Raw genomic sequence first — 22,967 nt, forward strand, 5'->3', positions numbered from 1 at the left:
TGGTGGAAAGATGAACAAGTTTCTCCAGCTAGAGCGCTGAGTAAAGAGAGGAATAGATCAATGAAGATTAGTAGTTTTTCAGTCAAACGACCCGTTTTTACGTTAGTCACTATGTTTCTCGTCATTATTTTAGGTGCAGTATCTTTCTTTAAAATTCCCGTTACACTAATTCCTGACCTAAATCCGCCTGTAGCGGTAGTTGTTACGAATTATCCGGGCGCTTCACCAACGGAAGTGAGCGAGAAAATCACCAAGCCGTTGGAAGAAAGTTTATCAACAGCACCTGGATTAAAGTCCATGCAGACTTCTTCCCAAGAAGGAGCCAACTTAGTATTCCTGCAATTTGATTGGGATTCTTCGATTGATGATGTTCAAATGGATATCCTCCAACGGATTGATCAAGTAGAAGTGCCCGATGGTGCTAATAAACCGCGTTTCATGAAGTTTGATCCATCTCAATTCCCAGTCATTCAATTATCTTTACGTTCCGTCGATAAAGATACGAATATCCGGAAGATTGCAGAAGAGCTGGAGAAAGAATTACGCCGTATTGAAGGTGTAGCCAGTGTGAACGTGTCAGGTAAGATCATTGAAGACGTTCAAGTTATTTTAGATCCCGATAAATTAAAAGAATTTGGTTTAGCGCAATCAGATGTCGTGCAGGCAATACAAGCTAGTAATGTATCTATGCCGGGTGATCCGATTGACACGAGTGATGGAAGAAAGTTGACTACGAGAATCTTAAGTACAGTTCAAAACATCTCGGATGTACGAAGTATCCAAATAGGTGCTAATCCCAAGACAGGTGACATGATCAACGTCTCTGACGTGGCGGATGTAGCATTGTTGGAGCCGAAAGTACAAACGGAAACACGGGCTAATGATGAGCAGGCCGTATTATTGTCTGTACTTCAAGAATCAGGAGCGAATACTGCCACTGTATCTAAAGAGTTTAAAAAATCATTGGATACGTTATTGGAGAAAGACGCATACAAAGATATTGAATCTGATGTTATTTTTGACCAAGGGGACTATGTACAGCTTGCAATCGGCAATATTGGTCAGTCACTAATTCTCGGTGGCTTGTTCGCAATGCTCGTATTATTTGTCTTCTTACGTGGAATTAAAAGTCCGATTATCATTGGGGTAGCGATTCCTTATTCAGTAATTGTTACGTTTGTCCTTATGTATTTCTCAGACTTCTCGTTAAATATCATGACACTTGGTGCTCTTGCATTAGGAATTGGTATGTTAGTTGATAATGCCATTGTCGTAATAGAGAATATTGAGCGACATTTAGCAATGGGGAAAACTCCAACGGAAGCAGCAAAAGATGGGTCCAAGGAAGTGGGCGGAGCTATAACCGCTTCTACGTTAACTACTCTCGCTGTATTTGTACCGATTATCTTTATTACGGGAATCATTGGTCAAATCTTCACCGAGTTCGCGTTAACGATTTCATTCAGTTTATTTGCATCACTAGTCGTTGCATTGACTGTCGTGCCAATGCTTGCGAGTCGTTTATTGAAGACGCCTACTGAAGAAATGCTTGAGAAAAAGAATCGTGTAAAGAAAAATCAGAGATTCGAAAACTCTGTCAAGTGGGCTTTGAGCCATCGTCTACTTGTGTTACTAATCACAACTGCTTTACTTGTAGGAAGTGTATTCGGAATTCTAAAAGTAGGAACGGAATTCCTACCTGCTACGGATGAAGGATCTTTCAGCATCAATGTTAAGTTACCAAACGGTGCTTCATTGGATGCGACAAACGATGTAGTAGAACGAATTGAAGAAGAGATGAAGAAACAAGACGACGTCGAAGTGTATGTCAGTCTAGTGGGCGGAACCCAACAAAGTATGGCCCAGGGTGGATCAGAGAGTAATATGGCGGAAGTGTATGTGAAACTTATACCATTAGATGACCGTGACCGCTCTGTCTTTGAATTCGTAGACAAAGTACAACCGATCGTAGAAGACGAAATCGGTGATGACGCAGAAATTAGTTTCAACTTGCAGACTGCTGCTGGTTCGAGTCCGAATACGTTAGCATTCTCCTTAAACGATACGAATGAAGAACGTTTAAGTAAAGCAGTGTCACAAATTGATGAGAAGTTGCGTGAGATGGATACTGTGACTGAAGTCACAAATGATTTAGTGGATACGGTAGAGGAAATAAAAATTGAAGTAGATCGTGAAAAAGCTTCAGAAGTCGGATTAGCTCCTTATCAAATAGCGCAAACGGTTAGTGACGTTACGCGAGGTGTCTCTGCTTCACAAATCGTCTTCGAGAAAACAGGCGAAGTAGTTGGAGTTAACGTTAGCTATGATGAACGTTTCCGCAATAGTGTAGATAAGTTAAAGGAATTGGAGTTAAAAACCCCGCTAGATACATTTGTTAAGTTGAAAGACGTAGCGGATGTGGAAATCGCAGAAGGTCCTGCAACGATTGTACGCGTAGATCAGGCACACTCCATTGCATTTACTGTGAAATATCTATCCAGTGAATCATTAGGAGATATGACGAAAAAGGTAAATGATATGGTAGAGGATCTAGACCTACCAAGTGAAGTGGAACTTTCATACGGGGGAGATCGCGAACTATTTGAAAATGCGATTGACGATATGCTATTGGCAATTATACTGGCAGTGGTATTAGTATATATCGTAATGGCTGCACAGTTTGAATCGTTCAAATATCCATTCGTTATCATGTTCTCCGTACCCCTTATGCTAATCGGTGTAGCGTTAGCGTTATTCTTCACGAATACACCAGTCAGTGTAACGGCAGTCATAGGTCTTCTCATATTGGTGGGGATTGTGGTCAACAACGGAATTGTGTTGGTTGATTATATCAACCAGCGTAAAGAAGCAGGACTCAGTTCGTACGACGCTATCATGTCGTCTGTACGTGATCGTGTGCGTCCGATCCTTATGACAGCCCTCACCACTATATTGGGCTTACTACCATTAGCGCTGGGCTTAGGTGAAGGTTCTGAGTTGAATCAACCAATGGGGATTGCAGTAATTGGCGGATTGATTAGTTCCACGTTCCTGACGTTGTATATTGTTCCGATCATTTACAGTTTGTTGGACCGGGAGACGCGTCGAGGTAGGAATACGCCTAACAGAGAACAAGCAGTAACGGTAGATCAACCTGTCAAAGTAACAGAAACTGTAACCGTGACAGTAACGGAAACTGTAACTGTAAGAGAGACCAAGTAATGCATATTGCCGGCAGATGGAACTTTCATTTGCCGGCTTTTAACATTGTGTAGAATAAATGGTGCGATAGGAAAGTATAGTAGTATGAGTGATCTGTAAAATAGGGAGTAGCTTAACGATGCAACTGACTTTACTTCATACTAGTTATGCACATTTAATTTAATAGTACGGCGGCGTCATTTTAATCATTTGCAAATCAAAGTTATCATGTTATAATACTTTAACAGTATCTGATATCTTAATAACTTTTGACGCAATGTCAAAGGGGAGTAGCTATAGGGAAACCTATTTCATAATCGTCAATACGTGACTTCCACAACGGTCATCGGTTATGATAGCTGGATTTTGAACGTGAAATTCCGACTTAGCGAGACCTTTGCCTATTTTATTAGGTGGGGGTCTCTTTATTTTGTAGAAAACAAGGAGGCATTATGTTGGATCCGATTTTATTAGAATATGCATGGGTACTCTTAGTACTAATCGTACTCGAGGGCCTATTAGCAACAGACAACGCAGTAGTAATGGCTGTAATGGTCAAACACTTACCGAAACCCCAACAAAAGAAAGCACTATTTTACGGTTTATTAGGGGCATTCGTCTTCAGATTCACCGCACTCTTTATGATTACGTTTTTAGTGAAGTTCTGGGAGATCCAAGCAATAGGTGCCATGTACTTATTGTTTATATCCGGTAAAAGTATATATGATAAAATTACCCATAAACCAGAAGGGCATCCGAATAAAAAGCCTAAAAAACAATCTGGGTTCTGGATGACCGTATTAAAAGTGGAACTTGCAGATATCGCATTCGCATTGGACTCTATGCTTGCCGCTGTTGCACTTGCGGTAACGTTACCTGAGTTAGGTAACTTCCATATCGGTGGTATCAATGGTGGACAGTTCGCTGTCATGTTACTAGGTGGTATGATTGGTTTAATCATGATCCGTTTTGCAGCGAAACAATTTGTAGTAATGCTTGAAAAGTATCCAACATTGGAAACAGCAGCATTCTTAATTGTTGGGTGGGTAGGTGTAAAGCTAGTTGTGTTAACTCTTGCACATCCTGAACTCCTAATCATTCCAGAAGCATTCCCACACTCTACATTGTGGAAAACGACATTCTGGGTTGTATTGTTAATCTTGGCAATCGGCGGATATCTACTGGCCGTGGCAAAATCTAAAGTGAAAGCTAATAGATAATACGAAAACAGTCTCTTCTATGTGAATTGAAGAGACTGCTTTTTTTTGCTACTTTAGTTTAGAATTGTATAAAGAGTGTAAAGTTCTGTGTATAGCTATCTTTTCACCAAGGGATTTGATAAAGTAGGAAAATGAAGTTTCCGTTATGAAAGGAATTTGAAAAAGATGAGGCTTTCCAGGGAATTTTTTCATAAGTTTACTCCAGCACAGATTATCGCTTTCTATTACTTTTTGGCCATTGCGTCCTCTTTTCTCTTATTGAATTTGCCAGGTGTATATAAACCAGGTGTGAAGGTGGCCTTTATAGACAGTTTATTTACCGCTGTGAGCGCAGTGAGTGTCACGGGGTTGTCACCTATTAGTATAGGGGAAACTTACTCTGTATTCGGCCTTTGCATGATCATGCTCGTACTTCAGCTCGGTGGTATCGGCATCATGTCGTTAGGAACGTTTTTCTGGCTACTTGTGAAAAAGAAAATCGGCATGAGAGAGCGCCAACTGATTATGATTGATACGAATCAGTACACATTACAAGGCGTCGTTCAATTAATTCGTCAAATCATCCAAATTATCGTTGCCATCGAGATTATTGGTGGTGGTATTCTAACGTTATATATTTATCGTTTTTATAATTCGTTTAGTGAAGCACTATTGAACGGCATGTTCATGGCAGTGTCTGCAACTACAAATGCAGGTTTTGACATTACCGGTTCGTCGATGGTGCCTTATCATGATGATTATTTCGTGCAGCTCATCCTCATGATATTAATTATTTTAGGTGCGATTGGATTCCCAGTACTGATTGAAGTAAAAAGCTTTTTTTCGAAAAAAGTACCACATTTCCGCTTTTCACTTTTCACCAAGATTACGACTGCGACATTCGGGATTCTGTTACTGGTAGGTACATTAACCATTTGGTTACTAGAATCATTTAATTCATTTAAAGGAATGAGCTGGCACCAGCAGTTTTTCACAGCGTTATTCCATTCAGTTTCTGCACGATCGGCAGGCCTCGTGACTTATGATGTGACGCAATTTAGTGAAGCAACAGATATTTTTGTCAGTGCGCTCATGTTTATTGGGGCTTCACCAAGTTCAGTAGGCGGTGGTATCCGTACGACGACCTTTGCTATTGCGCTATTATTTCTTATTAACTTTGCAAGAGGGAATGACGTCATACACATTTTTAAACGCCAAATCAAACTGATTGACGTATTCCGATCGTATGCGCTTATTCTCGTAGCATGTTTTATGGTGTTGGCGGCTTTATTGTTGCTGTTACTTACGGAGCCAGGGATACCTGTCATCCCGTTGTTATTTGAAATTACATCCGCCTTCGGAACGTGTGGTATGTCGCTTGGTATTACAGGTGATTTATCAGTGACCGGCAAATTGATCATTATGGCACTCATGTTCATCGGTCGAGTAGGACTGATATCGTTCATCTACACGATAGGTGGCAAGTCGAATAAAACACCTTATCATTATCCGCAAGAGCGTGTTATTATTGGGTAATATAAAATATAAAACCGCAACAAGCGAATTTTCGCGTGCTGCGGTTTTATTATGGATAAACGGTTTCTAGCACCTGTTCAGACAGATGATAGTGCTGTGCTTTTTCACCTGGCGTGTATTGGACAATAAGATAACCAGGATCTTTAATTATGGAGAGATCATCTTTCAATTTAGCTGAGGTCTTCGTGACGAAAACTTGCTTTCGAATCGTTCGTTCAGTATAACCACTTGACTCAAACGTATCACCGAGCAAATGTGGAGAACGTAAGAGTAACTGATAGACCTCTTTTAACTCTTCTTCGGGCACCTCGGAATTCCACCATATCTTTCTTGGTAAAAACTTTTGATGAAGTAAATAATCCATCTTCAATAGACTTTCTGCAATGGAAGTATCGATGTTTAATATTTCTTCTAGGAAGCGTTCCAAGCGGGTGAATAAGTCTTCGAACTGATGGCCGATTCGTGACCAGCCTTGCTTCTCCCAATAAGCTCCGAATAATTGGAAAAAGTCAAATGGCGTATCGACCAATTCTGTGACAATATACTCCATAGAGTGTATGAATCGACCTGAATTCCAATATTTCTCGAGAATGTCTTCTGTTTGTTTAATCTTCAGCATATCATCAAAAGACAGCACATTATTTGATACAATTTCATAAGGAGCGGTGTCGATGTAACGATAACCATATTGCTCGGCTTGGATACGTAAACCGGTTCCACGTAATAGCTTCAAAAAGCCTAACTGTAATTCTTCGGGGCGTAAAGCAAATACTTCGTTGAACGTATCACGGAAAGATGCATAATCTTCTTCAGGGAGTCCGGCAATCAAATCAAGATGCTGATCAATTTTTCCGCCTTCTTTTACCATTGTGACTGTTCGGGATAATTTAGTGAAGTTTTGTCTTCTTTTAACCAATTCATTTGTTAAGTCATTAGTGGATTGGACGCCAATTTCAAATCGGAATAGGCCTTTAGGTGCATTATCATTTAAAAACTGAATTACTTCTGGTCGCATGATATCGCCTGTGATCTCAAATTGAAAGACAGTTCCGGGTAGATGTTCATCTATTAGGAACTGGAACATTTCCATGGCATAACTTCTACTAATATTGAATGTACGATCGACGAATTTAATCGTTTTGGCGCCGTGTTGCATTAAGTAGCGAATGTCTTCTTTTATAGCGTCTCGATTGAAGTATCGAACACCTACTTCAATTGAAGAAAGGCAAAATTGACAAGAGAATGGACAGCCGCGACTTGTTTCGATGTACATTACACGATTTGATAGTTGTGGAACATCCTCCGTAAAACGAAAAGGGGAGGGGAGTTCACGAAGATCCAATTTAGGACCTGGAGCTGTAATTTTTAACTTTCCTTCTGCACGATATGCAATGCCTTGTACCGAAGAAAGATCAGTTTGTCCATCGACCGCTTGAAGAATATCCTTAAATGTCTTTTCGCCTTCTCCTATCGCAATAATATCGATTTCCGGTACTCTTTTTAACCATTGATCATAGTCATACGTTACTTCAGGTCCACCACAAACTATAACGGTTTTAGGACTCGTCAGTTTCAGCAGACGGATTACTTTTATAGTTTCTTCTATATTCCAAATATATACGCTAAAACCCACGACGTCTGGAGAATGTTGATATAGCTCTGAAACGATAGAAAGTGTAGGATCATGAATGGTAAATTCAGCCAGTTCACAATGGAATTCAGGTTCTGCATATGCTTTCAAGTAGCGAATTGCGATATTGGTATGTATATACTTAGCATTTAAGGTAGATAAAACGATGTTCATGACAAAACTCCTAATCTAAAAATAATATAAGTAGATGAAAAAAACAAAATAGACTATAAGCCTATGTGAACAAGTACGTCATTATGGCATAATTAGAATCAATCAGAATTCACTTCCAAATAAGAATAAATTTACAAGTAAGTGGTTGATAGTTGCTATTTCATTGAGGGGGTACTGCTATAGTGCTAAATACACTAGATATCAATCGTTATCTAGAAAGTTCGCTTTTTAAGATCGTCTTAGATGAAGATGGCGATATACTTGATATGACGGAAGCTGTTAAATTACTCATACCTAAAGATTTCATACCACACCATATATCTGAAATATTTGATCCTAGTTTATCTGAACAAATAGAGAGACGGTTGTTTCTGTTGAAGACAGAAACGATAGCCGATCAAACTGTATTGACTGGTCATATAAATGTGCCGAATAAAAATCTTGAACCTTGTTATATTATATACCAGCAATATAACGGAAAGGCGATATTAACAATAAAAATTGGTGAACAAAATCACAAATTGCATCAACTTTATGAAAGTGCTTATTTAACAGCCACTATCCCAATGGCGCTAGTGAATGAATCGGGGTATATTATTTCGACGAATGATTTGTTTTCAGAAATGTTCCCAGACCAAATTTCTAATGAATTATTACATCTACAAGATCTTTTTAATTTAATGGTTCCCACCTCTTCGTTTTCTTTTGAAGAATATATCTTAAAAGCATTAACTCAAGAATCTTCGACAGTGAAAATGTCTTACACATATAATGGAATACAGCGTTGCCAAGAAGTAATGTTGAAATTGGACTGTAGAACACAAATGTTCGTCTTACGAATTGTTGACATTACTGAAAAAGAACGTCTATTTGAGCAACTGGCACACTCCGACCAATTATGCACGACTGGAGAAATTGCTGCAAGCATTGCACATGAAGTACGCAATCCGATGACAACGTTACAAGGATTTCTCCAACTACTGGAACACGAAGTAACCGGAAATGCACAAATGTATGTAAACGTCATTCAAGATGAAGTCAAACGCATGAACGAAATATTGAACGAAATGCTAGCACTATCAAAACCAGTTGTTGACGAAATCACGATATTTTCATTATCCGTTTTAGTAGAAGACGTACTTATATTGCTTCGCCCTAAAGCATTGTTGGATCAAATTCATTTAGTGAACGAATTTAATGCAACGGGGTCATTATTAATTAAAGCAAATCCTAACCGTATTAAACAAGTATTCATTAATCTTCTTAAAAATGCAATGGAAGCCATGAGTGCAAATGATACATTGTCTGTCTTGATAAGCGAAGGTGATCATCGTAATATAGATATCTTTATATCTGATACAGGGATTGGAATGGAAAAAGAGCAACTTGATACTATTTTCTTACCGTTTATTACAAACAAACCGGGAGGAACGGGTTTAGGACTTCCATTTGTTAAGAAAACCGTTCAAGAGCATGGCGGTTCTATATCAGTTACTAGTGAGGTAGGTAAAGGAACGGTTTTTCATTTGACATTTCCAAAAATCTCCGTCCCAGAATCAGAATGATTGAAAGTCTATATAGAAAAAAGGCCTATCCTATGGGATCGGCCTTTTCTATATAGAAATATCACTTAATTGTAGCTGCCATATCTTTAAAATCTTTTATATGTTCGTTGTCTTCTTGTGCGTAAATTGTTACACGAATTAACTTGTCTTCACGCTCGATGACATAGCCTGTAAAATATCCTTCAGTAGAATCTACTACTGCACCTTTAACAGACTGGATACCATCTGCTTGTGGAAGATCTGTTTGCTCTGTTATCTCAACAGGTGTTTCACCGTCACTTGAAGCTGTCAACAATTCTTCCATATTTTCATAGAGTTCATCAAAAGTATAAGATTCCTCGTCTTTAGGCATAGTCTCGATTCGCATGAATGTTTCGCTGTCCTCTTCTACATATAGACTATCTCTTCCTGGTTCTTCACTTGTAAGTGTATATCCAGGAAGTACCTGCATCGAGTAATCTTGTTCATCGCTTGTTGTTTCCACAGCATCTTTCATGGCATTTTCGCCTGTTTCTGCTTCATTTTCGGGAGAAGTGCTATCTTCCACATCTGTTTCGGGAGCAGCAGGTTCTTCGATAGCATTACCTGTTGTATTTTTTTCCGGTTCTGCATCAGATGTTCCGCATGCAGCAAGCATGATAGAGGCTGTCAGTGAAGTGAAAATTATACGCCATTTGTTGTTCATATCGTACCACTCCTTCATATACTATACTATTCTATTGGACGGATCACAGGGAGGAAGGTTTCCTTTTTGCGAATTACTACTCAAAATGATATAACGTTTATGATTCACCACGGTTTTCTCCTGCATTAGCAATTCATCGAAGTTCTCCATATACGTTAAGTCTACAATTACAGAGTTTTCGTTCACTTTCTCAACAATTCCTTGTAAGCCCTCTTTGAATTCTATGATATCACCTATTTCTGCAATCGTCATGCTAACCATCCTTTCTTCAAACATCATTTACTTTAAGCAAAGTGATGAAATGATAATATTGGTAATTCCATTATAGTTTGCCTTATAATGTTCAAAACGTAAAGTCTTATTTCTAGAACCCAAGGAAATATATGCATATACATCATGTCGTAAAGTGTCGATAATATTTCGGTTTAATAAAATTAAGTTGTTGGTATATTACAGAATAGAGTAATTACAAATGAGAGGTGTGCAAGTAGTGCATAATTGCAATTTAGAAATTGAACGTGTGAGAAAACAACTAATACAGACGGCCGAAAAACATGGTATGAACGCTAAGAATACCATTGAACTTAGTCGTAAATTAGATATATTAATTAATGAATTTAACAACAAGAAAAAAACACAACTACCTTAAGTTAATGTGGAAATGAATGTTTAACTTAAAGTAAAAGGGGGAAAGATATAAATGAACACAGCAACATTCTCATTTCCCCCTTTTGTGGACCAATCTTGTATTGGTCCTCTTTTTTTGTCTCCTCAATTGTAAAAATATTTGAAATTCTGTACGATGGAGATGATCGTATACAATGAGGAGTGAGAATGTGCGAAAAGAAAAAATATCATTTATTGGTACGGGTGTTATGGGTTCTAGTATCATTAAGCATTTGCTTAACGCATCATATGAAGTAACAGTATTCACTAGAACGAAAAAAAAGGCCGAACCACTGGTAGCTTTAGGAGCAAAATGGGCCGATAACGTTGCCGAAGCTATTCAAGATGCGGACATTATTTTCACGATGATCGGCATGCCTTCCGATGTGGAAGAAGTTTATTTATCAAATCAAGGTATATTTGCAAATGGTCGACCTTCTCAGATCGTAGTAGATATGACAACGTCAAGTCCAGAACTAGCCATTGCCATAGCAGAAAAGGCTGCTTCTTTACAAATGAATTCTCTTGATGCTCCTGTATCTGGTGGAGATATAGGGGCTCGGAATGGTACACTTTCTATCATGTGTGGAGGTCAAAAAGAATTATTTGAAAAGGTATTACCTATTTTGTCTGTTTTCGGCAAACAAATTGTCTATCAAGGACAAGCTGGAGCTGGGCAACACGCCAAAATGTGCAACCAAATTACTGTCGCTGGAAATATGATAGGGGCATGCGAAGCGATTGCTTACGCAATGAAGTCGGGCCTTGATCCGGACACGATGTTACAATCCGTCACTTCGGGTGCGGCGAATTCCTTTAGTTTATCGGATCTGGGCCCACGAATTATTAACGAAAATTATGAACCAGGATTTTATGTAAAACATTTTGTAAAGGATCTAAATATTGCCTTACAGGAAACGGAAAGACTGAATCTGAAATTGCCGGGATTACAACTAGCCCGCGATATGTATACATAGTTACTCGCTAAAGGTTATGGGGAAAATGGAACGCAAGTCTTGATTAAAAAGTATATAGAATGAAATAGAAGCAAATCATAAAAACTTCTTTATGCATATTTTATAAAAAATCGCAAATAACTATTTGCGAATGATTTGCTGAAAGTTCAGTACGCATACTTACTCACTTATTGCACATGCTCTTTACTATAGTATGTGCGAAAAGGAGGGAGTTATGATGTGGGATATTTGGTTGTGGCCTATGGTGTTTGTCTCCGCCATTATGCTTGGAATTGGAATAGCTGGAGTAAGGAAAACGAGTCGTTCATTCCAGTTAAATGAAAAAGATCGTATACCAGATGTTGTAGCTAAGAATCCATATACTATGAACCCATTACTGTGGATTATCATAGTCGCTTCTATTTTTATCTTTATCATCATATTTTATTATTGGGCCTCTTTCTATTAAAGAAAGAGGTTTTTTGTTTTATGAATCCGCTTTCTTTTGAGGTGATAAATGGCTTTTTGTGGTATGATGGATGGGAAGCAGTGAACGGACTTTTAGGTAAATGTATGTAGATGAAGAACAGAAGGAGCGATCACCTATGGTTTCTATAAACAATAAAGATTTTCTTACCGCGCCCATCGCAAATCAAATTATTTCTTCGGAAAAAGTTGCTCATGTACAAATTGGCAATAATGCAGAGCATGCGCTGCTTGTCTTGACGAAGACTGGCTATTCTGCCATTCCTGTATTGGATAATCAATATCATTTGAAAGGGCTTCTTGGCATTGGTATGATTACAGATTCTATTTTAGGTATGGAACGCATTGAATATGAGAGATTAGAAGATATAAAAGTAGATGAAATTATGGATACGAATCTGCCGACGATTCGTGTGAATGATCGTTTTCAACGTGCAGTAGATCTATTGATTAATCATCCGTTTTTATGTGTCACTGAAAAGGATGGAACATTTGCGGGTATTATCACAAGACGTGTAGTGATGAAAGAATTTAAAAAGTATATTTACAGCATCTAATGAACTTATTTAGATAAAGCAGCGAAGCAAATGCTATAGTAAAATGTTAAAGGGCTCCGATACAGGGGTCTTTTTCTAATAGAAGGAGTTGAAATAGCTGTGCGTAAAGAAACTAATCGGCCCTTTGTGCTCGCTGCTGTTATGCTCGCTATGTTTGTGGGGGCAGTGGAAGCGACTATTGTTACTACTGCGATGCCGACTATCGCCTCTGAACTAGGTGGGTTTTCGCGATATAGTTGGATATTTTCATCTTATTTATTAATGAGTACTGTGACGGTATTGATTTATGGAAAGTTAGCCGATTTATTTGGTCGAAAGCCGATTTTTTTTATGGGCTTGACGATTTTTTTGATTGGTTCCATCCTTTGTGGATTCGCCGTCTCTATGGAACAATTGATTGTCTTTCGTCTCATACAAGGTGTGGGAGCGGGAGCCGTTATGCCCATTGCGACTACGATCATTGGTGATATTTATTCAACAGAAGAACGTGCGAAAATACAGGGGTATTTGTCGAGTGTATGGGGCGTTTCTGCAGTTTTAGGTCCTGTTATTGGTGGATTGATTGTGCAATACGTTAGCTGGCAATATATATTTTGGGTGAACGTACCACTTGGACTGCTTTCGATGGGTGTCATTTATTTCTTTTTGCATGAACCAAAAGAAACCCAAAAAGCTTCTGTCGATTACAAAGGTGCTTTTTTCCTGACATCTGCATTGTCGACGATCTTAATCTGGTTGGTAGAAGGAGGTCAAGGGTTTGGCCGTTTTTCAGTTTTCGGTGTTGCTTTGATCATACTGTGCGGAATTTCATTTTGGTTATTTTTCAGACAAGAAAAGCTGGCGGAAGATCCACTTATCTCTTTTAGCATTTGGAAAAATCCCGTTATTTTATATGCGAATCTTGTCTCGCTAACTACTGGAGTTATTTTAATAGGGGTTTCTTCTTATTTACCTACTTATGTATCGGGAATTATGGAACAACCAGCGATCATAGCAGGTTTCACATTAACTGCTATGTCAATTGGCTGGCCTTTAGCTTCCTCATTGGCGGGGCATTTACTCATACGTTTCGGCCCGTTTCTCGTATCGTTTATCGGTGGCGTGTCCCTTGTAATTGGCACAACGATGTTTGTCTTCATGAACGCGACGCTGGGACCGGTATGGGCGGGATGTTCTAGCTTCTTCATTGGTGTCGGAATGGGGCTGACTAATACATCCTTCATTGTAACGATTCAAGGAGCTGTGCCGCGCCAACAAAGAGGCTCGGCTACTGCCACTAATATGTTTATGAAAAATTTTGGCAATACAATTGGCGCTTCTGTGTTTGGAGCCATTTTGAATGCTACACTTATTGCCTATTTTGCCAAAGAAAAATTGCCTTACACGATTGATGACGTCAATACATTGTTAACGAAAGACGGACGCTCAATGATTACATCACAAGAGCTAGTCAGTTTACAAAGCGGTTTAGACATCTCCTTGCACTGGGTGTACATAGCGATTACTCTATTTGCCGTCATCAGTTTATTATTGATTTTACGAATTCCACGGGGGAAGGTGCAGGATCATGTCAACAATTGAACTGGATATTATCAAAGCATTGGCTGAAGAGGGCAACATGCGTAAAGCATCAGAACGCTTGCATTTGTCTCAGCCTGCTTTGTCACAACGCCTCCAGACGATTGAAAAAGAATGGGGCATGCAGTTGTTCATCCGTTCACAAAAAGGTCTGGAACCAACGCCAGCAGGTGAACACGTCATTAACTATGCGAAGGAATCCTTGGCAAAGAAAGATGAGACGATGGAATTGATCGCCTCCCTTGAAGATAAAGTACATGGCACATTGAAGATTGCCTGTGCCTCGATTATCGGTCAGACTTGGTTGCCTCAAGTATTAAAAGACTATGTAGCACTTTATCCTGATGCCAAGATTTCATTGATGACGGGATGGAGTTCGGAAATCTCCAAAGCTTTGTACGAAGGAGAAGCGCATATCGGTATCGTTAGAGGGCAAACGGACTGGAAAAGTAATCGTGTCTATTTATTCCGTGATCAGCTATATCTAGTGGATTCTGAAATCTCGACAATTGATGAATTAAAAGACACCAACCGCCACTTTATTCAGTATAAAAGTGATTCGAACTATTATATGGAAATTCAACGCTGGTGGAACAAACACTTCAATCAAAATCCAAGCCGTCAGATCGTAGTGGATCAGATTGAAATGTGCAAGCAGCTCGCGTTGAAAGGTATTGGCTATGCCATACTGCCTTCCATCACATTATCGGGCGATGAAAAAGTCAATCTAATACCACTGCTGAATAGTGAAGAAGAGTTTGAACTGACACGTGATACATGGTTAATTGGTTATGGCTCTACGTTTGAATTGAAGCAAGTGAAGGCATTTGTAGATATCGTACAGGAGTACGCGGAGTTATTGAGAAAAGATCAGTAAAAAAAGAGGTTGGGACAGAACAGAAAAAACGTAAGGGGAATGAGTCCTTTACGCTTTTTTCTGTTCTATTAGCAAATATTTTTTAGAGTATCAGAATGTACCGGAACGGAGAAAGACCGACTCCTGAGGGATCAGCGTGCGTCTTGATACCCTGGACGTAGCAAAGCGAAGGAAGCGGCTCGAGCCACGCCCCTCGGAAAGCGTGCCTTTCGGATTGCGAGGAAACGGGGTGAGATAGTTATGTCTCAGTCTCTTCTTTATTTATTTTTGTTATAGGCTGCTATCGTGACACTATTTAAGAAGTTCTTGCAGATTCTATAAGTGACTTGTTGTTTCTTGCCCAGTATAAAGCGAGAATAAAGCAAAGTAGGAGAATGATTGTGCCGACTATATAGGGTGATTCCATATTCATATCGAATATGTATCCCGCTGTAGCTGGACCGATCATATTTCCGAGGCTCATGTAGGCGTTCATCATCCCAGCTGCGTACCCTTGCTCTTTACCGGCTAGTTTCGAGACTAAGGTGTTGACTGCTGGTCGCAACAATGAAGTGGCAGTTGAGAAAATCGTTGCTACCAATAGAATAGTGAAGAATGTGTTGACGAATAAAATACCTAACATAGCGAAAGCAGCTATGACTAAATTGATGAGAATGACACGCATTTCACCAAAACGTTTGAACAAACGATCGATGACAAATGTCTGGATGATGACCCCGACAAATCCGCCAACCGTAATGATGACTGCGATTTGGGAAGGTGTGTAATTGTATTTTTGATCTACATACAACGAAATGGTTGATTGGAAATTAGCTAATCCAAAGGAAAATACAAACATGACAATCAGCATGACGAAATACGACGTTTGCGTAGATCTACGCATTTGCTGAAAGATGTTTTCATTCGTTGCAGCACCTTGCAATACGGGCTTAGGGTTAGGTAGCAGTAATAAAGATACAACCGCTGCTACCATGGATGCCGCTGCTGCAAAGTAGAAAGGGAAGTATAAGCTGATATTAGAGAGAAAACCGCCAATTCCGGGACCTATCATAAAACCTAAAGACATCGAAGCGCCAAGTAATCCCATTCCGCGACCGCGGTTTTTCGGGGATGTAATATCCGCCACAAATGCCATAGTAGGTGGAATAATAAAGGCGGCACCGAAGCCGGAAAAGAATCGTGCGAGATAGAGCATCCATAGTTCAGTTGATAAACTAAAAGCTAATTGAGAAAATCCGTAGATAATCAAGCCGAAAACAATAATGCTTTTTCTGCCGTATTTATCTGAGAGATTTCCTGCAATAGGAGAAAAAATAAATTGTGCAAAGGAGAACATGGCAATCAATAGTCCGAGTGCGCGTCCTGCAACTCCAAAAGTACCTAGGAATTCGGGCATTATGGGGATGATCAAGCCGACACCAGCCATAGCGATGAACATATTGAACATTAAAATATAAAGTGCGATTTGAGTAGATAGTTTGTTCATTCGGCAACTCGCTTTCCAAAAAACTTTTTACTAATCGTATCATAAAAAAATCGACAATGTTTGTATTGTGTTTGCTACGGAGTGTTTTGAGGAAAAGGGATATGAAAAAACGACTCCCTTAAAGCAAGAGTCGTTGGTACAATTAATCTTCTTTTTTCATTTCATCTAGTACACGATTCACACGTTTTTCAAGCATTTTCATACCACTACCGCCTGCTTGGAAGTGACGTAATGCACCATCTTTGTCAAAGACATAGTAGGCAGGGACGTATTGGTTTTCAAATGCATCGTTCAACTTCAATTCGCTATCAACGAAAATCGGTTGTGTAATATCATGCTCAGCTGCTACTTCCTTGATTTGTTCCAAATCGACATCATCTTCTGAACGAGGCATATGTACAGCCACAACATTTAGTTCATCTTTGTATCGATCTCTGAAATTGTTTACATCCGGCATCGCTTCTTTGCACATATGACAACTAACAGACCAGAAGTGTACAAGTGTCGGTTTTTCTCCAACAAGTTCCGATTTGGAAGTTTCACCATTCAACCAAGTTGTAGCACCTTGAAGTTCAGGCATTTGTTCACGTAATTTCATCAAGAATTCCTCCTAGCTAAGTGGGTGTATATAGTAGTTGATAAAAAAATCCCCACGATTAGTGTAACGCGTGGGGATGGTTGTCCAAAAATTAAAGAGTTTTTTGACCTGGACGCCAGTTTGCTGGGCAAAGACCGCCAGTTTGTAGTGCTTGTAGTACACGAAGAGTTTCGTCCACGTCACGACCGATATTGTTGTGGAATACTGTCTGATACTGAAGTTCGCCTTCAGGATTGATGATGTAAAGGCCGCGCAATGCAATACCTTCTTCTTCGATCAATACACCGTAGTCGCGTGAAACAGAATGGTTAGTATCCGCTGCAAGTGGGTATTTTAGTTGTTCAAGACCATTGTCTTTACGATCCGTGTTGATCCAAGCTAGGTGAGTGTGGATAGTATCAGTAGAAACACCGATTACTTCTGCATCCAAGTCTTCGAACTCATCGTAACGATCTGACATTGCAGTGATTTCTGTTGGACATACAAAAGTGAAGTCCATTGGATAGAAGAAAAGAACTGTCCATTTGTCGTTTTTAATGTTCTCTTGTAAACTAACTTTACCAAAAGATTTGTCAGCTAGTACTGCCTCCATTGTAAAATCTGGAGCTTGTTTACCTACCATACGTTCAGCCATTATATAAAACCTCCAATTAGTCTTTTGTACAACCACATGACTGTGTTGCACAATTCTTATCTAGAATAACAAAGTTTCAAGTTAAATTCAATTAGAATGACTCGAAGATAATAATAATTATTATAAAGAGCGATAAACTTCATATATTTAGGATTTGAGCATCTGATTACTCAAAGTCTTGTTTACAGTCAGAAGGTTTCATAGGGCGTGTTTGGCATGTTTTACAATTAGGATCACATATCAATTCGCGCCATTCATCACAATCTTTGCAGTACCGTGCGTCAAATTCATCGCTATAATGTAATGGTTCCATGCATTCTACGCAATGAGAAGCCATCTCTTTCCACGTTCGTATTTTCTTATTTTGTACTAGAAAAATTCCTTCTAGATGATTTTCTCTTGTTGCGGGGTCGACTTTTCGATTCCGCTTGTCATCAGAGTCCAGATAAAAAAATAAATGGTCTTCCAACTGAATCCCTCCTCAATATATGGTTTCATTCTACTATGTCATTTGCGAAAAAACAATTTTCATGACTATTTTCCTGTGGGCTGTTTTGTTATTCGACATAAAATGATAGTTGATTTCATTATCATTTTGGGTATAATGAGTAAGTTTACAACTATTCATTTATTATAAGAAATAATATGGTATGCAAGGAGGAAACCTATTGACTACTGAACCGATTATTCGTTTTGAGAATGTTACAAAACGCTATAATGAATCTACAACTGTCCTCGATCGTGTTTCATTTGAAATGGAACGCGGTAAGTTTTATACATTACTTGGACCTTCTGGCTGTGGAAAAACGACTATTTTACGTTTGATCGCTGGTTTTACGGAAGCGACGGATGGATCGATCTTCTTCAATGGAAGGAAGATCAACTCTGTACCCGCAAATGAACGTCAAGTGAACACGGTATTTCAAGATTACGCATTGTTTCCTCATTTGAATGTGTATGAAAATGTTGCATTTGGTTTACGCATTAAAAAAGTGAAAAAAAATGAAGTGGATCGCCGAGTAAAAGAAGCGTTGAAGTTCGTGAATTTAGAGGGATACGAATCCCGTGAAATAACTGAAATGTCCGGCGGGCAGCGTCAGCGCGTTGCGATTGCTAGAGCGATCATCAATGATCCTGAAGTGATTTTACTAGACGAGCCATTGTCGGCGTTAGATTTGAAATTACGTTCTGAAATGCAATATGAATTGCGAGAGCTCCAGCAGCGTCTTGGCAAAACATTTGTTTTTGTTACGCATGACCAGGAGGAAGCACTTGCGATGTCCGATGAAATTTTCGTTATGAATAACGGTGAAATTCAACAGTCGGGGACGCCGATTGATATTTACGATGAGCCCATTAACCGTTTTGTAGCAGACTTTATTGGCGAATCGAATATAGTAACAGGGAGAATCATTGAAGATTATCTAGTGGAATTTACTGGCAAACAATTTCCGTGTGTAGATGGTGGATTCTATCCTAATGAAAAAGTGGATATCGTCATTCGTCCTGAGGATTTGGAAATGACAACCGTCGAAAAAGGAAGGTTAACTGTCACTGTAGATACGCAATTATTCCGGGGAGTACACTATGAACTATCAACGTATGACTCTGACGGTAATGAGTGGCTAGTCCATTCAACTAAACCAGCGGATGTAGGGACGTTAATCGGTTTGGATTTTGAACCGGCAGACATTCATGTTATGCGTCTGAATGAATCTGAAGCGGACTTTGATGCACGTCTGGAATCGTTTGGAGTGGCGGAAGATGAGGAATAAAAACCCGTTACGTTTTATATATGCCACACCGTATGCAGCGTGGTTATTATTATTTGTGCTAGCACCGATTGCTGTCATTGTGTATTACTCGTTTTTTGATTTATCGGGTCATTTAACGTTGGCTAACTATCGAAACTTCTTTTCATCGATCTATTTCAAATTAACAATGAGTTCGTTTTGGTATGCATTTCTCATAACTTTTTTTGCTTTATTGATATCCTATCCGACAGCCTACTTCTTAACTAAGACGAAGCATAAGCAGTTATGGTTATTACTCATTATCATACCTTCGTGGATTAATTTATTGTTGAAGACCTATGCATTTATTGGGTTGATGGGGATTTATGGACCCATTAATGCCTTTTTGGAAACTGTCGGTATAGGCAGTCAGCAAATATTATTCACCGACTTTAGTTTCGTGTTTGTTTCCGTGTATATATTTATTCCATTTATGATATTGCCTATTTTTAACTCTTTGGATAAAATTAATCCTACTTTATTGGATGCATCCAAGGATTTAGGGGCGAATGCATGGGTAACATTTAAACGAGTGATTTGGCCAATGACTACGGATGGTGTGAAATCAGGTATACAAGTTGTATTCATACCGGCCTTATCCCTATTCATGATTACTCGTTTAATTGCTGGTAATAAAGTAATTACACTTGGAACCGCGATCGAGCAACAATTCCTCGTTACACAAAACTGGGGAATGGGTTCCACGATTGCTGTCTTTCTAATCATTTTCATGTTCTTAATTATGGTACTGACGTCTGGAAAAAAAGGGGGCATCATTAAATGAAGAAACTGGGGATCTTGCCGAAAGTTTATTTGGCAGCAGTCTTTGTAATTTTATATGCTCCTATTTTTTATCTCATATATTATTCATTTAATTCCGGAGACGGGATGTCGAATTTCGAATCATTTACTTTAGATCACTATCAAGCGGTATTTCAAGATACGCGACTTCTAATCATTGTCTTGAATACGGTCATTATCGCATTATTATCCGCCTTACTATCCACTACAATCGGCGTGATGGGTGCACTTACCATTTACTTCATGAAAAATAAATCTGCGCGTCAGGCCGTATTATCTCTGAACAATATATTGATTGTCAGTCCTGATGTAATTATCGGTGCATCTTTCTTAATCTTATTCACGCTGATCGGTGTGAAATTGGGCTTTGCTTCAGTGCTCATTTCCCATATCGCTTTTAGTATACCGATCGTCGTCATTATGGTGTTGCCCAAGTTGCTAGAAATGAGTACTACGTTAATAGATGCAGCGCGGGATTTAGGAGCCTCACGTAAAGATATACTGACGCGTGTTATATTGCCCTATATCAAGCCGGGAATTTTCGCAGGGTTCTTTCTTGCGTTAACGTATTCATTGGATGATTTTGCAGTTACTTTTTTCGTAACAGGAAATGGATTCTCGACACTGTCCGTGGAAATTTACTCGATGGCACGCACAGGAATCACGTTAACAATCAATGCGTTATCCGGATTGATTTTCTTACTCACAATAATTCTAGTACTGGGTTATTATATTATCGGTAATAAAGCAAAATCACCTCAGGGGGTGAAAAAATGAAAGGATTAATAAGTAGTGCATTTGTAATCTTACTCGTTTCTGGTCTCCTGTTGTTTGCCAATTATCAGCTCGAGCATAAAGCGGGGAGTGCGGGTAAAGATACGATTACGGTATACAACTGGGGCGAATATATTGACCCGGATCTTCTGAAGCAATTTGAGGAACAAGAAGGCATCAAAGTGATTTATGAAACATTTGATTCCAATGAAGGAATGATGGGGAAAATCGAACAAGGGGGAACTGCTTACGATGTGACAGTCCCGTCTGAATATGCAGTGCAGATGATGGAAGAGAAGGATCTTTTACTGCCATTGGATTTCTCGAAAATTCCGAACGTTCAACACATCGATCCATACTTCATGAATTTGCCGTTTGATCCAGACAATCAATATTCGATTCCGTATTTCTGGGGAACTGTAGGTATCGCATATAATGCATCCTTATTGGAAGGTCAGACGTTTGAGAGTTGGGAAAGTTTATGGGATGCTTCATTGCGACAGAAGCTCATTTTAGTAGATAGTGCGCGTGAAGTGATCGGAATATCATTGAATTCACTCGGCTACTCATTGAACTCAACTAGTTTGCAGGAACTAAAACAGGCAACAGACAAGCTGGAAACGATGGGTCCGAATGTTAAAGCGGTTATAGGTGATGAAGTTACCCAACTCATGATCAATAACGAAGCATCCGTTGCGCTCACGTGGTCTGGCCAGGCGGCAGATATGATCTCTGAAAACGACGACATTAATTATATCGTGCCAAATGAAGGTTCGAACTTATGGTTTGATAATATTGTCATCCCGAAAACCTCTACGAATGTTGAAGGTGCATATAAATTTATTAATTTCATGCTTGATCCTGAAGTGGCAGCGCAAAACGCAGAATACGTGGGGTATTCTACACCGAATACTGCAGCATTGTCATTTATGGATGAAGATATTACAAGTGATGAACGATTTTACCCTGATGAAGAGGCGAGGAAAAACCTTGAAGTGTATGAAAATTTAGGTTTAGAAACACTTGGAGTGTATAATGAGTTATTCCTGAAATTTAAAATGGGATTGCGATAAGACATGTGACTATTCGCAATGGCGAGGAGTAATGAGATGAAAAAGGAATTTGTAGTAATTGGTTTAGGTCGTTTTGGTGGCAGTATCGTTAAAGAACTAATTGAACTGGAAGCTGATGTTATGGCGATCGATAAGTCACAAGAACGCGTGGAGGAATTTGCGAATATTGCCACGCAAGCTGTAGCTGTCGATACGACCGACGAAGCGGCATTGCGTTCATTAGGCATACGGAATTTCGAACATGTGGTGATCGCAATAGGAGAAAACATACAAGCGAGTATTTTGACTACGCTGATTTTGAAAGAAATCGGTGTACAACGTATTACTGTGAAAGCGCAAAATGACTATCATGAAAAAGTATTGCGAAAAATCGGAGCGGACCAAGTCGTTCACCCTGAGCGAGATATGGGGAAGCGTATTGCAAATAACTTGGTCTCAAATAATATTTTGGATTATCTAGAGTTATCCGACGAATACTCGATCGTGGAGATTCAAGCTAATAATCACATCGCAGGTTCTTCGCTGATCGATTTAGACATTCGTGCCAAGTACGGTGTGAATATTGTAGCGATCAAGCGTGGCACACATATACTAGTTTCTCCGCAAGCGATTGAGCAAATAGAAGTTAATGATGTGTTGATTGTGATTGGTTCTGATCTGGATATTCATCGGTTTGAACGGAGAGCATTGCATTAATG

General features: G+C 39.3%; 20 protein-coding genes and 1 pseudogene. 15 read left to right on the plus strand and 6 right to left on the minus strand.

The genetic code is table 11. The annotated features are described in order from the left end of the window. Nucleotides 1–60 precede the first annotated feature (60 nt). The 3 genes from CSV70_RS06230 (at nucleotide 61) to CSV70_RS06240 (ending at nucleotide 5,936) form a co-directional block, all read left to right on the plus strand. Nucleotides 61–3,222 (plus strand): efflux RND transporter permease subunit, encoded by a 3,162-nt coding sequence (locus CSV70_RS06230; protein ID WP_099627971.1) that lies wholly within the window; start codon nucleotides 61–63, stop codon nucleotides 3,220–3,222. Between the two features lie 434 nt (nucleotides 3,223–3,656). Beyond that, nucleotides 3,657–4,421 (plus strand): TerC family protein, encoded by a 765-nt coding sequence (locus CSV70_RS06235; protein ID WP_085133090.1) that lies wholly within the window; start codon nucleotides 3,657–3,659, stop codon nucleotides 4,419–4,421. Nucleotides 4,422–4,586: 165 nt separating this feature from the next. Continuing rightward, on the plus strand, nucleotides 4,587–5,936 hold the full coding sequence (locus CSV70_RS06240) for a TrkH family potassium uptake protein (RefSeq protein WP_099679258.1): 1,350 nt from the start codon (nucleotides 4,587–4,589) through the stop codon (nucleotides 5,934–5,936). Between the two features lie 49 nt (nucleotides 5,937–5,985). On the opposite strand, the gene CSV70_RS06245 is transcribed toward CSV70_RS06240, so the two are convergent. Next, complete coding sequence (locus CSV70_RS06245; RefSeq protein WP_099628661.1) at nucleotides 5,986–7,740, minus strand: B12-binding domain-containing radical SAM protein; 1,755 nt, start codon at nucleotides 7,738–7,740, stop codon at nucleotides 5,986–5,988. A 182-nt stretch (nucleotides 7,741–7,922) separates the two neighbouring features. Here CSV70_RS06245 and CSV70_RS06250 point away from each other — a divergent pair, with 182 nt between their 5' ends. Next, a complete protein-coding gene (locus CSV70_RS06250) occupies nucleotides 7,923–9,305 on the plus strand; it encodes an ATP-binding protein (RefSeq protein WP_099628662.1) in 1,383 nt (460 codons plus the stop codon). 61 nt (nucleotides 9,306–9,366) lie between these two features. On the opposite strand, the gene CSV70_RS06255 is transcribed toward CSV70_RS06250, so the two are convergent. Then, nucleotides 9,367–9,990 (minus strand): hypothetical protein, encoded by a 624-nt coding sequence (locus CSV70_RS06255; RefSeq protein ID WP_099628663.1) that lies wholly within the window; start codon nucleotides 9,988–9,990, stop codon nucleotides 9,367–9,369. Between the two features lie 21 nt (nucleotides 9,991–10,011). Then, nucleotides 10,012–10,242 carry a YkvS family protein gene (locus CSV70_RS06260; protein WP_085133095.1) on the minus strand — a complete coding sequence of 77 codons (231 nt, stop codon included), beginning with the start codon at nucleotides 10,240–10,242 and terminating at the stop codon, nucleotides 10,012–10,014. 220 nt (nucleotides 10,243–10,462) lie between these two features. Here CSV70_RS06260 and CSV70_RS06265 point away from each other — a divergent pair, with 220 nt between their 5' ends. The 6 genes and pseudogenes from CSV70_RS06265 (at nucleotide 10,463) to CSV70_RS06290 (ending at nucleotide 15,110) form a co-directional block, all read left to right on the plus strand. Continuing rightward, a complete protein-coding gene (locus tag CSV70_RS06265) occupies nucleotides 10,463–10,639 on the plus strand; it encodes an aspartyl-phosphate phosphatase Spo0E family protein (protein WP_085133096.1) in 177 nt (58 codons plus the stop codon). A gap of 172 nt (nucleotides 10,640–10,811) precedes the next feature. Beyond that, a pseudogene (locus tag CSV70_RS06270) lies at nucleotides 10,812–11,630 on the plus strand (NAD(P)-dependent oxidoreductase); the annotation flags it as partial. Nucleotides 11,631–11,847: 217 nt separating this feature from the next. Next, nucleotides 11,848–12,081, plus strand: a complete 234-nt coding sequence (locus tag CSV70_RS06275; RefSeq protein ID WP_143560916.1) for a hypothetical protein — start codon at nucleotides 11,848–11,850, stop codon at nucleotides 12,079–12,081. A gap of 136 nt (nucleotides 12,082–12,217) precedes the next feature. Further along, nucleotides 12,218–12,655: a cyclic-di-AMP-binding protein CbpB gene (cbpB, locus tag CSV70_RS06280; RefSeq protein ID WP_085133099.1), complete on the plus strand. Its 438-nt coding sequence runs from the start codon at nucleotides 12,218–12,220 to the stop codon at nucleotides 12,653–12,655. A gap of 141 nt (nucleotides 12,656–12,796) precedes the next feature. Further along, nucleotides 12,797–14,236, plus strand: a complete 1,440-nt coding sequence (locus CSV70_RS06285) for an MDR family MFS transporter (protein ID WP_199171598.1) — start codon at nucleotides 12,797–12,799, stop codon at nucleotides 14,234–14,236. Then, nucleotides 14,223–15,110, plus strand: coding sequence for a transcriptional regulator CcpC (locus tag CSV70_RS06290; RefSeq protein WP_085133101.1), 888 nt, complete (start codon nucleotides 14,223–14,225; stop codon nucleotides 15,108–15,110). Before CSV70_RS06285 ends, CSV70_RS06290 begins: the two co-directional genes overlap by 14 nt. 295 nt (nucleotides 15,111–15,405) lie before the next feature. On the opposite strand, the gene CSV70_RS06295 is transcribed toward CSV70_RS06290, so the two are convergent. From CSV70_RS06295 to CSV70_RS06305, 3 genes are all read right to left on the minus strand, one after another. Next, nucleotides 15,406–16,596 (minus strand): MFS transporter, encoded by a 1,191-nt coding sequence (locus tag CSV70_RS06295; RefSeq protein WP_085133102.1) that lies wholly within the window; start codon nucleotides 16,594–16,596, stop codon nucleotides 15,406–15,408. 142 nt (nucleotides 16,597–16,738) lie between these two features. Next, complete coding sequence (locus CSV70_RS06300; protein ID WP_085133103.1) at nucleotides 16,739–17,194, minus strand: TlpA disulfide reductase family protein; 456 nt, start codon at nucleotides 17,192–17,194, stop codon at nucleotides 16,739–16,741. A 91-nt stretch (nucleotides 17,195–17,285) separates the two neighbouring features. Next, nucleotides 17,286–17,828, minus strand: a complete 543-nt coding sequence (locus CSV70_RS06305; RefSeq protein ID WP_085133104.1) for a peroxiredoxin — start codon at nucleotides 17,826–17,828, stop codon at nucleotides 17,286–17,288. Between the two features lie 668 nt (nucleotides 17,829–18,496). Here CSV70_RS06305 and CSV70_RS06315 point away from each other — a divergent pair. Genes CSV70_RS06315 through CSV70_RS06335 form a run of 5 tightly spaced genes read left to right on the plus strand, consistent with a single transcriptional unit; the run spans nucleotide 18,497 to nucleotide 22,965 of the window. Beyond that, the gene (locus CSV70_RS06315; protein WP_099626310.1) at nucleotides 18,497–19,603 is read left to right on the plus strand and encodes an ABC transporter ATP-binding protein; all 1,107 of its coding nucleotides are present in this window, start codon (nucleotides 18,497–18,499) and stop codon (nucleotides 19,601–19,603) included. Beyond that, the gene (locus tag CSV70_RS06320; protein WP_085133107.1) at nucleotides 19,593–20,405 is read left to right on the plus strand and encodes an ABC transporter permease; all 813 of its coding nucleotides are present in this window, start codon (nucleotides 19,593–19,595) and stop codon (nucleotides 20,403–20,405) included. The genes CSV70_RS06315 and CSV70_RS06320 overlap by 11 nt, the downstream gene beginning before the upstream one ends. Continuing rightward, nucleotides 20,402–21,199, plus strand: a complete 798-nt coding sequence (locus CSV70_RS06325; protein WP_085133108.1) for an ABC transporter permease — start codon at nucleotides 20,402–20,404, stop codon at nucleotides 21,197–21,199. The genes CSV70_RS06320 and CSV70_RS06325 overlap by 4 nt, the downstream gene beginning before the upstream one ends. Beyond that, nucleotides 21,196–22,269 (plus strand): ABC transporter substrate-binding protein, encoded by a 1,074-nt coding sequence (locus CSV70_RS06330; RefSeq protein WP_099628667.1) that lies wholly within the window; start codon nucleotides 21,196–21,198, stop codon nucleotides 22,267–22,269. The genes CSV70_RS06325 and CSV70_RS06330 overlap by 4 nt, the downstream gene beginning before the upstream one ends. Nucleotides 22,270–22,305: 36 nt before the next feature. Next, on the plus strand, nucleotides 22,306–22,965 hold the full coding sequence (locus tag CSV70_RS06335) for a potassium channel family protein (protein ID WP_085133110.1): 660 nt from the start codon (nucleotides 22,306–22,308) through the stop codon (nucleotides 22,963–22,965). Nucleotides 22,966–22,967 lie beyond the last annotated feature (2 nt).

Origin of the sequence: Sporosarcina sp. P25, assembly GCF_002743235.1 — a bacterium.
Classification (GTDB): domain Bacteria; phylum Bacillota; class Bacilli; order Bacillales_A; family Planococcaceae; genus Sporosarcina; species Sporosarcina ureae_B.